The organism is Rickettsia peacockii str. Rustic (genome assembly GCF_000021525.1).
Taxonomy (GTDB): Bacteria; Pseudomonadota; Alphaproteobacteria; order Rickettsiales; family Rickettsiaceae; genus Rickettsia; species Rickettsia rickettsii.
This window is the reverse complement of the sequence record NC_012730.1, coordinates 608,866-621,429: the sequence shown is the minus strand read 5'-3', so window position 1 is coordinate 621,429 and position 12,564 is coordinate 608,866. Positions and strand designations below refer to the sequence as shown.

Sequence of the window (12,564 nt, the reverse complement as noted above, 5' to 3'; positions counted from 1 at the left end):
ACATAATTATAAATCTAGCATTCTTGACTACATATATATTGTGAACAAATGCTAAGTTTGAGAGCTTTAAAATCTAATTTATGTTTAATTTACCTATTGATAATATTATCGTATTCATATACCTAATATCTATTCTACTTATTGGTATATATTACCGAGCTAAAAATAGTAGTTTTAAGAACTATGCAAATGTTGAAAGTAAAGCGCAAAATAGTAAGCTGTTATTAATAGCTACGATATTTGTAAGTTCTGTCGGAGGAGCCACCACTTTCGGCATTATGGAAAAGGCTTTTTTGGGGCATGAATATTATGCTTACGCTCTTATACTTACAATACCTATAGATATATTAATTGCAATCTATATAGTACCTTTAATTGCCAAACATTACGGAGCTGAAAGCATCGGCGATATCCTAAGTACATATTACGGTAATATAGGTCGTTTTATCGGAGGGGTTAGTTCGGTTATCGTTTCAGTGGGGTTTTTGGCTGCTCAAATAAGCGTCAGCGGCTATATTTTTCAATATATCTTAGAAATAAATGATGTAAATGGGGTAATTTTAAGTTATAGTATAGTACTTATATATACTACAATAGGCGGTTTACAATCTATTGTTTTTACTAATTTACTACAATTTTTGGCGATGATAATCGCTATACCAACCATAACTTTTATCAGTTTAAATAAAATCGGTTTTGTAGATTTTATTAATAACCTACCTACGGAAAATGCAAATTTTGATCGGAGCAACCTACTTTCTTATACAATTGCAGCAGCTTTAAGTTTTAGCGTCATGAATCTATATCCTACATTTATTCAAAGAGCTTTAATTAATAAAAATCCTACGCAAACAACTAAAGCAATATATGCAAAATCCGCTATATATTTTTTCTTCTTGATTTGCATTACTTTAAATGGTTTAATTGCTTATAAGCTTTATCCAAACCAACCGTCAAATTTAGTATTACCTTATTTAATCAACCAAATCATCCCAACTTTAATTCAAGGGATAGTAATGAGTGGACTCTTAGCTGCCGTTATGTCTACTGCTGATTCTGATTTAAACGTTACTTCTATAGCTATTGTTAAAGATATAATCAATCCTATTTTTAAGGTTAAAAATCAGCAAAAATTATTATTAATTGCTCGAATTATTAACGTTATAATAGGAAGTTTTGCAATAATTGTAGCTTTAAAATTTAGTAATGTAATTGACTTAGTAGTATTCTTCACTGGTTTCTGGGGACCGGTAGCATTAGTACCGTTAATAACAACGCTTTTTGGTATCAGAACATCTAAAACTATAATGGTCTTATCATCACTTGGCGGAGCAGCTATCTTCTTAATATGGGAATATTATTCTTTATCGTTGCAATATTTCAACCTTAGAGGAGTGTTTATAGGGACAATGGTGAGTCTTGTGATATTTATTCTAGGATGGTGGTATTCTAATGTCATTACGAAGAAAGTCATATAAAATATAATAGTTGAGATTATATCTTACATTTAGTAAAATAAATTAATTATTAAATGGAGATGAAAAATGAACTTAAATCAAAAAATAATAAAGCCAAAAATAGGGTTACTAGAACTAGCTAAGAGTCTTGGTAGCATATCATCAGCATGTAAAGCGATGGGCTATAGTAGAGATAGTTATTACAGATTTAAAGCACTGTATGAAACTGGTGGCGAAGAGGCATTATATGAAATTAGTCGAAGAAAGCCAATAATAGCGAATAGAGTTGATCCAGCGATAGAGAAAGCAGTAATGGATATGGCAATAGAATATCCAGCATATGGTCAGCTAAGAGTATCAAATGAGCTTAAGAAGAGCGGTATACTTGTATCGCCTGGAGGAGTGCGATCAATTTGGTTACGTAATGATTTAAACAATATCAGTAAAAGGCTTTAAGCATTAGAAGCAAAGATGGCTCAGGATGGTATTGTTCTTACTGAATCTCAATTACAAGTGCTAGAGGAGCGTCGTAATGAAAGAGAAGCTCATGGAGAAACTGAGACGCAGCATCCAGGTTATCTAGGATGTCAGGATACGTATTATGTAGGTAATTTCAAAGGTATAGGTAAGGTTTATTCTCAGGTATTTATTGATAGCTATACTAGGGTAGCTGATGCTAAACTATATACTGATAAAACAGCTTTAACTGCTGCTGATATGCTTAATGACCGCGTGTTACCATGGTACGAGACCCAAGGGATACCAATACTTCGTATTCTTACAGATCGTGGGTCAGAATATAAGGGGAATATAGAGCATCATGCTTTTGAGTTGTTTCTAAGTATCGAAGGTATAGAGCATACTACAACTAAGACATATTCTCCCCAAACAAATGGTATGTGTGAGCGTTTTAATAAAACCATGAAACAAGAATTCTTTGATACAGCTATGCGGAAAAAGATTTATACAGATCTTGATGATTTACAATTAGATCTTGATATTTGGTTAGAGCATTTCAATAATGAGCGACCACATTCAGGAAAATATTGTTATGGAAAAACTCCTATGCAAACTTTTAAGGATAGTAGAAAATTAGCTGTTGAAAAGAATAATGAAATCTTGTATCTTGAATACGTCTCTGACAGTCAAAATGTAACTGACAATCAGGTGCAAAATTTATAGTGTCTGTAAGATCAAATCTTGACTTCTACAAATTTTTCAGTTTAGACTTTAGACAAATAAGTTTATTGACAAAAGTTAATTTTTATTGTATTTTGCCCTCTTAGTATTTTTTTGAAAGGTAGTTATGGTAGATATAAACAATAATAAGATTAGCTTAGCACTATTTGAAGGCGGTGGAGTAAAAGGAAATATCCATTTAGAAAAATTAAAAATAATGGAGCAAATAACCGGTAAGCCTACTTGTGAGATATTCGATTTTACTGGAGGGACCAGTGTTGGAGGACTTATTTCTATTTTGCTTAATTTACCGAATCCTAATAATCCCGGAAAACCTTTATTCAGTGCAGCGCAAGCTCAAGAACTGTTTGAAGAAATGGCACACAATATTTTTCCGGTAGGATTAACTTTTAGAAAATTGTGGAGTTTTAATGGCTTATTCAGCCATAAATTTTCTCCTGAACCATTAGTAAAATTATTGAAAGAACATTGTAAGGATTATACCCTCAAGGATTTAATCGGTGATGTTGTAGTTACAGGTTATGATCTAAATAATAAACAAAATCCTCTTATGACCTTCTCTACTATAGATGCTAGACAAAGTGAAGAGAATGATTATTACCTTTCAGATATAATACAAGGCATCACTGCAGCACCTGGATATTTCCCCAGCCACAATTTCCGTAATATAACCAATACTAAATCACATAAAATTATTGATGGTGGAGTATATGCTAATGACCCAACCTTACAAACATGGCAATTATTAAGAGAAAATAACTATCACATAGAAAACGCTTTGTATTTATCATTAAAAGAAGAAAATAATGATGATTACCAAACTGTTTGTTGCGGCGGAGGCATGCTAAAACTAGTGAAAAATAATATGCCCGCTAAAATATTATCAGCAACACAACAAGCTGATGAAAAAACCGCTCAAAGCATTTTTGGTAATAAATTAATAGAAATAGCTACTTATATTCCAGAAAAACATGCTGAGATGAGTAATTCTAGTACTGAAAATCTGCAAGCACTAAAAGAATTTGCTAAAAAATCTATATATGGAAGCTCCACCTTTAGAGATATACCTTATAATGAAAAGTTTAAAGAAGCTATTGATAAAATAATAACTAATTATAATGCAAATAACCCTAACGACCAAATTGTTATGAATGATTTTTATAAAGAGTTATTCCATATTAATACTTCTAATAACGCACTTGATAAAAGTTTTGAACAGGAAGAGGATATAGCAAACAACGAGGATGCAGTGAATACACCGATAGCTCAAGCTCTAGATTCTAAATATAGAACCTGGGAAAAAAGAATTATTAGCAGGTATCAAGGAGTTTTTTAATCCATTCATCGAAAAAAATCCAGAAGCAAAAGTAGAGATAGAGAATTTTTTACACGAAATAAAAAATTTGACATTAGCAGAAATTGAAAACGGTATTGTTACTTTTAAAGAAGCTAGATTAAAATGGCAAGCAGAGCAGAATAACCTTGATGTATTTAGTAGCTATAGTATGGAAGCCTTAAAAGAGGATATGACTCTTGAGGGTGAAGAGCATACAGATGATGTACAAGGTTATCTCTAACTTTCTTAATGTCATTCCGGCGTAGGCGGGAATCCAGTCAAAAAAGTATAAATATGCTAGAGTTTTAAAACTAAACGCTCGATTTATCTCGCTTTACCTTGGATTCCTGTTTTCGCAGGAATGAAATCGAACGTTTTCTTCGAGCCATACAACAACGCCACAGCTGCTCACAATGACGACACCTGTGTTTAGTTAGGAATATTTGACTTTTTCTTCTTATATAAAATCCAAATACAGTAAAACGAAATAGCAGAGCTAATACTTAAAACGAAGCATAATAAAGCAAAATTGCTTATCGTTGCGCCGTGTATTTTAGAAACCAAATAAGTTACAGCAACGATAACTACGTAGTATATTGCACCAAATATAGATCCTGCTGTACCTGTTACTTTAGCATAATCCTTCAGTGCATAACGAAGCGTCATAGGGATAAGTAGATTATGCCCAACCATATGAATCATCATCGGTGCAAATATCATAGCGATTGCAAGATTATGACTCGTTGAAATAACTTCTAATATAAAAGCATTTACCGCAAATAATATACAACCGCACAAACTAAAAATAAATCCTAAACCCATAACTTTTTTATCGTGTACATGGCGTTTTTTTATTAAATACCCTACTCAAAAGCCTCCAAAGATAGCGGCAAAAGATAACAAAAACGCTAATTTACCGTAAAAAGATGGCGAAACTTTCATTTTATCAATCAAAATAAAAGGAGCTTCTATGAAAAAACCGTAATATATGCCGTTAAATGCACCGATTATAAAAGCATATAACCAAAGAATTTTATCTTTAATAAATTACCTGCAAAACCTCAAAATATTTACTGCTTTGAGAAAAATCTATATAAGAATTTATTTCAGGTAAAACTTTATAATATAGTACCGGTAAGGCTAAAAAATACAAAAACATAATGCCAGCTTGAATATTCTATAATATAGTCCCCTATAGATGAACCTAGAGAAGGGATAAATAACAGCCACGGAGATAAGCTAGCATAGACATATGATAACTCTAAGCCTTGATAGCAGTCTCCAGCCATACCTGCCCAATAATAGAACCTACACTTACACCAAAAGCTTGCACAAAACGAGCTTATCATCAGCATTTCTATATTAACTGCAAAAATGCTAATAATTGAAGATACAACATAAATAAAAAGCCCTAATAAAGCTATAGGTCTCCTGCCGTAAATATCCGATAATCTGCCGAGTGATAATATACCAAGCGCAAACCCTAGAAAATATAATGTAGATGTAATTTGAGTGAGACCGCCGTCAATGCCGAAATATTTGGTTAAACTCGGTAATCCTGAAGTATAAATTGTTTCCGTAGTCGGTGATAAAATCAATAAGCATAGAAGCATCCATGCCGGAATCTTCGCAATAATTTTCATAAATGATTTTTTTTATTTCGGTTCATCGAGTTTTATCGATTAATCCGCTCCAAACAAAATTTTTCCATTATCATTTTTAATCTTTCTATTCTCTCAATCAAGTAAAGTAACTGCTCTCTGCTAATTCTATAATTTTTATCATATCTTGCATCAACGTAAGCTTTTTCTAGTAATTCAAAATATTCTTTTTGTTCGGGAGACGATTGCAGAAATACTTTAAGTAGTTCAACATTATAAATTTGCACAATATCCACCTCGCTTTCTTATATCGTGTAACTTTGGTTTGTAACGGGCAAAAACTAATAAAATGTTACTGTAAATACTTTCAGTGGCTTGATGCAGCTCAAAAGCACTTTTACTAAAATCACCTCTTTCTAATGGGTATTTACAATCAATAAAAAAACTCTTGCCTCTACCACACCAGTATTCATAATCTTCTTTAGCCATTTCTTTTACTTCACTCCAAGGCAAATTTTTAGCTCGAGAAAGCTGCTCGCCACTATCATATAAAAGAATACCTTCATTCTTAATGTCGGTATAAAAATAACGCCCTTTTTCAAGCTTGTCATTTACCTCACTTATAGATTCGCATATTATAGATATCCAAGGTTCTAGCGAAAAAACCTCGGCTTTTCTTAAGCCTGTTTGTTCTAACCTTTTTTCTATCTTAGATTCTACCCTTAAAGTAGCATGCTCCTTAAATTTACTTTTTTTTCTACTAAAAAGTCAAAATCACTTGTATAACTATAAGTAGTATGATCTTCCGTATACATATCTTTAACCCAATCACCTCTAGCATACGAGCCATACAAGATAATCAGGGCAATTTTATCCTTGGCAACAGCCAAAATTTGCTGCACTATATAAATAATCAAGCCTATCTTGCACTTCAAGAGACCGTTTTGGTCAAATTGTTTTCATAGCTGATCGTTATTTAAACGTTAAATCTAAAATGTACTATATCCCCATCCTGCATTTTATATTCTTTACCCTCTAAACGCATTTTACCTACTTCCTTGGCTTTTGCTTCACTACCGAGATTTATGTAATCTTTATAGCCGATAACTTCTGCTCTGATAAAACCTTTTTCAAAATCGGTATGAATAATACCGGCAGCAGCCGGTGCAAGTGTGCCGTCTTTAAAAGTCCAGCTATGGGCTTCCTTTGGTCCTATAGTAAAAAAGCGTTTAAGGTTTAAAAGATTATACCCCTCTTTAATGACTTTACTAAGCCCTGTTTCGTCTAAACCTATAAATTTTAAAAACTCTTCCTTTTCTTCCATGCTTTCAAGTAAAGCAATTTCAGCTTCTATTTTTGAAGAAATTACGACACTTTTAGCATTTTCTTTCTTTGCTCTTTCCGCTACTAATTTTGTAAATTCATTACCTATAGCTGCATCTTTTTCAAGTACGTTACATATATATAAAACGGGCTTAGAGGTAATTAACTGCAATTGTTTTAAATTATCAACTCTTAAAGCTTCATTTAGCACTCTTGCAGGTTTATCCTCACCTAATACCTTATAAACCTCTTTTAACAGCTCTATCTGCTCTGCCATTGCTTTATCGCCTGACTTCAAGCGTTTTTCACTTGTAGCTAAACGCTTTTCAACCGATTCTATATCGGCAAGTATTAATTCCGTTTCAATAATCTCGAGGTCATGCAGCGGATCGACTTTGTTATGTACGTGCGTTATATCCTCATCTTCAAAACAACGCAGTACGTGCAGTATTGCATCGACTTCCCTGATATGAGATAAGAACTTATTACCTAGCCCCTCCCCTTTGCTTGCTCCTTTAACAAGCCCTGCAATATCGACAAACTCAATATAAGACGGAATAATTTTACCGCTTCCGGCTAAGCTTGCTAGTGTATGCAAACGCGCATCAGGCACTAAAACTTTGCTGCTATTAGGCTCAATAGTACAAAACGGATAATTAGCGGCATCTGCAGCCTGACTTGCCGTTAAGGCATTAAATAACGTCGACTTACCGACATTCGGCAACCCAACAATTCCGAGTTTTAGTGTCATAAATTTTTCCGTAAATAATACATTATAGAATCTTTTTCGTAACCGTGCATAGCAAATTCAATTTTATACCCCAGTTTCTCATAAAACGATTTTGCTTGGCAGTCCATAGTAACAAGATGAATAAAATTACAGCCTCGTTCACATGCTAAATCCTCAACCTTTTGCATTAGTACAGTACCATAATTTTAGTTTCTTATATTTTCATTAACAAAGAGTGAATCAATGTAAAATCCCCCCAAGAACTCATACCGCTAATTCCTACAACAAAATTTTTATCCTGATCTAAACAGGAAAATGAAAAAGATTCAATATCTCCTACTAACCCCTTTTGTTCTCTAGCATCTTTGTTCAAAGCCTCAATAATTATAGTTCTATGAGTTCTATCCATTGCATCAGCATAAACAATTTCAAAATTTTGTGTCATAAATCTTTGCTTCTTTGCTGTTTAGTTTTAATATCGTTTTCCCGTCATTGCGAGGAGATGCATAGCATAAACGTGGCAATCTCGTGAAGTAGTATAGAATTCCTGAGATTGCTTCGTCAAAACTTACAGTTTTTCCTCGCAATGACGAGTTGGTATCATCCATGCAGCAACGTCGATCAAGTCGTAGGAATAACATTGAATATATCAAGCTATCTTAATTCTTAAATTCTTCTAACTTATTCTCTAATATTAAACCAAAGTTACTAGTGATTCTATCTATAGCTTGCATTACTGTTTTATACTCCGGTTTAGAGAAATGATTAAGTACGTAATCTGCTACATCCTGATTATTTTGCGGTCTACCGACTCCAATCCTAATCCGGTTATAATTATTACCTATAACCCCATCAATCGACTTTAAACCATTATGCCCGCCATTACCGCCACCGGTTTTAAATTTTATTCTACCTGTTTCTAAATCAATATCATCATGAATAACAAAGATTTTTGCGGGGTAGATATTATAATATGTTTTCACCGATATCACTGACTTACCGGACAAGTTCATATAGGTGGTAGGCTTTATAAAAATTATCTTTTGTCTATCACTAATAGTTTCAGCAATTTCACAATTGAATTTTTTCTTTGTACTAAATGATGAATTATATTGGTTTGCTATTTTCTCTATAGCAATAAAACCGACATTATGCCTCGTATATTGATACTCTTTTCCTGGATTACCAAGACCAATAACAAGAAGCATAATAATTTACCTAATAAATAGTAATGGAAAATTTTTGAAGAAGTATTGATTTGCAAGAAGTACAGAATAATGTCATACTTAGCTCAGCATTATTGCGTGGATCGAAAAACCTACTCGATATCATACCATGGCTTGACCACGGTATCCAGAAAAAAATTAACAAAGACTGGATACCGCTACAAGCTCGCAGTATGACAATTAAAGATTACCGGATTCCCGCTTCTAGCTAGGAATGGCATAAAACGAGCCAAACAACAACGCCTACGAATCCTCGCAATAACGATTTAAGTATCTAAGCAAGTCCTTATCGTGAGAATTATCTTACTTCCCTGCTTCAGCGGCTTGTTGTTCCCCTTCAGCTTCAGTTTTTGCTCCTCTACGTCCTATAATAGTTGCAAGGACAAATTCTTTTTTTGTAACAAAACTACATCCTTTCGGTAATTCTATTTTTGACGATTTTAGCGAAGTAGCCATAGGCATATTAGTAACATCTATAGTTACGTTTCTTGGGATATTATTAACATCACATAATAAAGTAACTCTTCTTTTTACTATATTAAAGTATCCACCTCTTTTAACGCCTAAAGCTCTTTCTTTCCCTTCATATACTACAGGTACTTCCATTTTTTGGGTTTTCTCTTCTAAAAAGACAAAATCAACATGGCGTACTATATCCGTAACAGGATGTAATTCTACAGCCTTCGGCAATACTTTATATTTTTTCTTATCAATTGTTAAATTAATTAACTGAGAGATAAAAGCCGGCTTTCTATAATATTTAGTTATTTCCTTTTCTTCCAAAGAAATACTAACAGGTGTTTTACCCGCTCCATAAATAATAGCCGGAACACGCCCTGCTCTTCTTAATGCTCTTGCTGCTCCCGTACCGAATTCCGTGCGGGATTCCGCTTCAAGTTCTAATATTTCACTCATTATTACTCCATATTAACTTATAATAAATCTTCATTATCATAATTAAGTACAATTAAAAATTCAAGTAAATTAATTTTTGACTAGAATATAGGAGTAATATATTCCTTAGTTAAAATTCTTTAATTGATTGGATATTGAAAAGAAATTTAGTTCTAACCGAAATTATTTTGTAAGGAAATTATGAAACAGATACAACCTAAGCGTATTGCAAATCCCTCAAACTGTGGAGAAGAAATTGCTGCCAAAGATATAATAAGGATTTTCTCCTTGAATCTATTATGTACTCTTCTGACTATGACTATATTGGGCGTGACAGCGAGAGTGAAGATAGTGAAGATGACGATTCTTATGCATCAATACTCTTGTTAAAAATAAAGAACCGGAATGCAAAATGCACTTAGATTTAGTTTAGTATATTACATATGTGCTACCAAACAAATGTTAGAGAACAAGCAGAAAATGCGAAGGTTTCTAATTTAGACAATGAAAAGCAGGTAATTAAATGTAGTACAACTCCAACAATTCTGTACCGAAAGTTCAATTGAATCTATGATAACATCAACATCAAAAAGCAACATAGATGCTGACAAAATTATCTTACCTTTCCCTTCTGTAGCACAACAAAGACAATTAGGGAAATTATATCGTTATAATTAAAATTTTTAAAGAGCTTTACCCTTCTAATTCTGACAATGGTAACGTTGGAATAGTAATATTATTAGGTGATGAAAAGGGGTCATACGGCGACCTAAATCTATGGGATATTTAAAAATTTATGAGTTTGCAGAGATAATCTAGTACCGCTTTCTAATGCTAATTTTACTGCTAACTCATTATTTTCGCCATTAAGTCTTTGGTTGTTTTGATCCATAGGTTGAATAAAAACCGGTATATTATAAGAGGTTTGCCCTACTTCCGGTATGAGACTATATTCTAAAATATTTTTAGCAACGATAAATTTCACCGCACTAATTTTAGGCAATAAATCTTCTCTTATTTTACTATAACTGGTTTTACCTACCTTCGGCGAACAAATTATAGATACTTCTTTCGGCAAAGAACGATATAACGTACCGTTAGTCTCTATTTGAACTTTAACATCTCGGTCTAATAACTTCTGACATAATAACTCTATAGGTTGACGCATCGGCTCACCGCCGGTTATTACTACTAAATTAATCGATTTTTCATTTTTAGAATTTAATGCCAGGCTTTCTACTTTATTCAAAATCTTATCTATATCTACTAAATCAAAAGCTTCAAACTCCGTATCACAAAAATTACAAGCAAGATTACATCCTCCAAGCCTAATAAAGATCGCAGGACAACCTACAAAAATGCCCTCCCCTTGTATAGTCTTAAAAATAGACTGTACCTCTAACTGAGTACCGTCACCGTTTAATATGCTTCTTTTAGGATTTTGTCCAAACATTTTTAAATTATTATCGATTGATTAAAAACATTATAGTACATTTTTATAAAAAATCTTGCAATAACTAATAAAAAAAACTATTATCTAGGTTTCATCGGTAATATGGCTTTGGTACGCCTAATGTTTTACCGTTTAAACCTAGAAATACCAATTATAAGGAACAATATGCCTAAATTAAAAACAAAATCTGCCGTAAAAAAACGTTTTAAACTTACTGCTAGCGGCAAGGTTATTGCATCTCAAGCAGGTAAAAAACATTTTATGCGTCGTCGTACTAAAGCTCAAATTCGTAACCTTAGAGGAACTACAATACTTTGTCCTCAAGACGGATATAATATTAAAAAATATTTTTTACCGTACGGTATAAATTAATTAACTAGAAACTAAAGCAATGACACGTGCAAAATCAGGAAAAATTTCCAAAAATCGACATAAAAAAATCCTTAAATTCGCCAAAGGCTATAGAGGTAGAGCAAATAGCTGTTTTAGAGTAGCTATTGAGAAAGTAGAAAAAGCCCTCCAATATGCTTATAGAGATCGTAGAAACCGTAAACGTGATTTTAGAGGCTTATGGATTCAAAGAATAAATGCAGCAGTAAGAGAACATGGGCTTGTTTACTCTCAATTTATGGGAGCTCTTAAAAAAACAGAAATCGATATAGATCGTAAAGTACTTGCAGAACTTGCCGTCAATAACAGTGACGGATTCGTAAGTATCGTAGAAAAAGCAAAAGCACATATTTAAGTATTTAATGTCATCTCGTGGTCAAGCCACGGGATGACATATTTATAATAATTAATTTTTATTTTCGTTCGGTATAAATATTATGAAACGTACATTTCAACCTAGTAATTTAGTTAGAAAAAGAAGACATGGTTTTAGGTCTAGAATGGCTACTCCAACCGGAAGAGCAATCTTAAGAAAACGTCGTGCTAAAGGTAGACATAAATTATCTGCTTAAAATAATCTGATTTATCAAATTGTCTATTACCTCTTTAAAAAATCAAAAAGAATTTGAGCTTATAAATAAGCTTGGAAAGAAGCTCCATGAGAGATATTTTATTTTGGTAATCGCCACAAAACTTCCAAAAATCTTCCTTGAATCAAAATATAACACCTTTTTAGGAATCAAAGTTAGCAGAAAGCTAAGTAAAAAAGCTGTAGTTCGCAACAAAATTAAAAGGCGTATACGACATCTAATTAGAATTATTGTTAGTGATTCTAGCTTTAAGGCTATAAAATTTGCAATGATTATTATTCCGAGAAAAGGATTTGAAGAGATAAACTTCTCACACTTGAATTATGAATTAAGTAAAGTAATTCTAAGAAATATGTAGAAGTCA

General features: G+C 32.9%; 17 protein-coding genes and 2 pseudogenes. 8 read left to right on the top strand and 11 right to left on the bottom strand.

Annotated features, from left to right (window positions below):
- Window positions 1–80: 80 nt before the first annotated feature.
- From RPR_RS03775 to RPR_RS03765, 3 genes and pseudogenes are all read left to right on the top strand, one after another.
- Window positions 81–1,478: a sodium:solute symporter gene (locus tag RPR_RS03775; protein WP_012736704.1), complete on the top strand. Its 1,398-nt coding sequence runs from the start codon at window positions 81–83 to the stop codon at window positions 1,476–1,478.
- A gap of 66 nt (window positions 1,479–1,544) precedes the next feature.
- Window positions 1,545–2,639, top strand: a pseudogene (locus tag RPR_RS03770) (IS481-like element ISRpe1 family transposase).
- Window positions 2,640–2,763: 124 nt separating this feature from the next.
- A pseudogene (locus RPR_RS03765) lies at window positions 2,764–4,234 on the top strand (patatin-like phospholipase family protein).
- Between the two features lie 188 nt (window positions 4,235–4,422).
- On the opposite strand, the gene RPR_RS09050 reads toward RPR_RS03765, so the two are convergent.
- The 9 genes from RPR_RS09050 to pth all read right to left on the bottom strand — a co-directional run bounded on the left by RPR_RS09050 (window position 4,423) and on the right by pth (window position 8,855).
- Window positions 4,423–4,815 carry a hypothetical protein gene (locus tag RPR_RS09050; protein WP_085065676.1) on the bottom strand — a complete coding sequence of 131 codons (393 nt, stop codon included), beginning with the start codon at window positions 4,813–4,815 and terminating at the stop codon, window positions 4,423–4,425.
- 296 nt (window positions 4,816–5,111) lie between these two features.
- Entirely contained in the window at window positions 5,112–5,636 is a 525-nt protein-coding gene (locus RPR_RS09045; protein ID WP_085065675.1) for an MFS transporter, read from the bottom strand.
- A gap of 32 nt (window positions 5,637–5,668) precedes the next feature.
- Window positions 5,669–5,881: a HEPN domain-containing protein gene (locus RPR_RS09040; protein ID WP_228368897.1), complete on the bottom strand. Its 213-nt coding sequence runs from the start codon at window positions 5,879–5,881 to the stop codon at window positions 5,669–5,671.
- Window positions 5,868–6,107, bottom strand: coding sequence for a HEPN domain-containing protein (locus RPR_RS09035; protein WP_228368896.1), 240 nt, complete (start codon window positions 6,105–6,107; stop codon window positions 5,868–5,870). Before RPR_RS09035 ends, RPR_RS09040 begins: the two co-directional genes overlap by 14 nt.
- A gap of 209 nt (window positions 6,108–6,316) precedes the next feature.
- Complete coding sequence (locus tag RPR_RS08560) at window positions 6,317–6,484, bottom strand: nucleotidyltransferase domain-containing protein (protein ID WP_004997933.1); 168 nt, start codon at window positions 6,482–6,484, stop codon at window positions 6,317–6,319.
- Between the two features lie 86 nt (window positions 6,485–6,570).
- Complete coding sequence (ychF, locus tag RPR_RS03740; protein ID WP_012736703.1) at window positions 6,571–7,668, bottom strand: redox-regulated ATPase YchF; 1,098 nt, start codon at window positions 7,666–7,668, stop codon at window positions 6,571–6,573.
- Window positions 7,665–7,835 carry a GNAT family N-acetyltransferase gene (locus RPR_RS03735; protein ID WP_085065673.1) on the bottom strand — a complete coding sequence of 57 codons (171 nt, stop codon included), beginning with the start codon at window positions 7,833–7,835 and terminating at the stop codon, window positions 7,665–7,667. The genes ychF and RPR_RS03735 overlap by 4 nt, the downstream gene beginning before the upstream one ends.
- A 26-nt stretch (window positions 7,836–7,861) precedes the next feature.
- Window positions 7,862–8,092 (bottom strand): hypothetical protein, encoded by a 231-nt coding sequence (locus RPR_RS03730; RefSeq protein WP_014273657.1) that lies wholly within the window; start codon window positions 8,090–8,092, stop codon window positions 7,862–7,864.
- 214 nt (window positions 8,093–8,306) lie between these two features.
- The gene (gene pth, locus RPR_RS03725) at window positions 8,307–8,855 is read right to left on the bottom strand and encodes an aminoacyl-tRNA hydrolase (RefSeq protein ID WP_012736702.1); all 549 of its coding nucleotides are present in this window, start codon (window positions 8,853–8,855) and stop codon (window positions 8,307–8,309) included.
- Between the two features lie 50 nt (window positions 8,856–8,905).
- On the opposite strand from pth, the gene RPR_RS09030 reads away from it, so the two are divergent.
- Window positions 8,906–9,085 (top strand): hypothetical protein, encoded by a 180-nt coding sequence (locus tag RPR_RS09030; RefSeq protein ID WP_228368895.1) that lies wholly within the window; start codon window positions 8,906–8,908, stop codon window positions 9,083–9,085.
- Window positions 9,086–9,176: 91 nt separating this feature from the next.
- On the opposite strand, the gene RPR_RS03715 is transcribed toward RPR_RS09030, so the two are convergent.
- Both RPR_RS03715 and RPR_RS03700 read right to left on the bottom strand, forming a co-directional pair.
- The gene (locus RPR_RS03715; protein ID WP_012736701.1) at window positions 9,177–9,788 is read right to left on the bottom strand and encodes a 50S ribosomal protein L25/general stress protein Ctc; all 612 of its coding nucleotides are present in this window, start codon (window positions 9,786–9,788) and stop codon (window positions 9,177–9,179) included.
- A 754-nt stretch (window positions 9,789–10,542) separates the two neighbouring features.
- Entirely contained in the window at window positions 10,543–11,220 is a 678-nt protein-coding gene (locus RPR_RS03700) for a 7-carboxy-7-deazaguanine synthase QueE (RefSeq protein WP_012736700.1), read from the bottom strand.
- 165 nt (window positions 11,221–11,385) lie between these two features.
- On the opposite strand from RPR_RS03700, the gene rpmI reads away from it, so the two are divergent.
- From rpmI to rnpA, 4 genes are all read left to right on the top strand, one after another.
- The gene (rpmI, locus tag RPR_RS03695) at window positions 11,386–11,592 is read left to right on the top strand and encodes a 50S ribosomal protein L35 (protein ID WP_004997924.1); all 207 of its coding nucleotides are present in this window, start codon (window positions 11,386–11,388) and stop codon (window positions 11,590–11,592) included.
- Between the two features lie 19 nt (window positions 11,593–11,611).
- Window positions 11,612–11,965: a 50S ribosomal protein L20 gene (gene rplT, locus RPR_RS03690; RefSeq protein ID WP_012736699.1), complete on the top strand. Its 354-nt coding sequence runs from the start codon at window positions 11,612–11,614 to the stop codon at window positions 11,963–11,965.
- An 82-nt stretch (window positions 11,966–12,047) separates the two neighbouring features.
- Window positions 12,048–12,182, top strand: a complete 135-nt coding sequence (gene rpmH, locus RPR_RS03685; RefSeq protein ID WP_011270688.1) for a 50S ribosomal protein L34 — start codon at window positions 12,048–12,050, stop codon at window positions 12,180–12,182.
- 19 nt (window positions 12,183–12,201) lie between these two features.
- Entirely contained in the window at window positions 12,202–12,558 is a 357-nt protein-coding gene (rnpA, locus tag RPR_RS03680; protein WP_012736698.1) for a ribonuclease P protein component, read from the top strand.
- Window positions 12,559–12,564 lie beyond the last annotated feature (6 nt).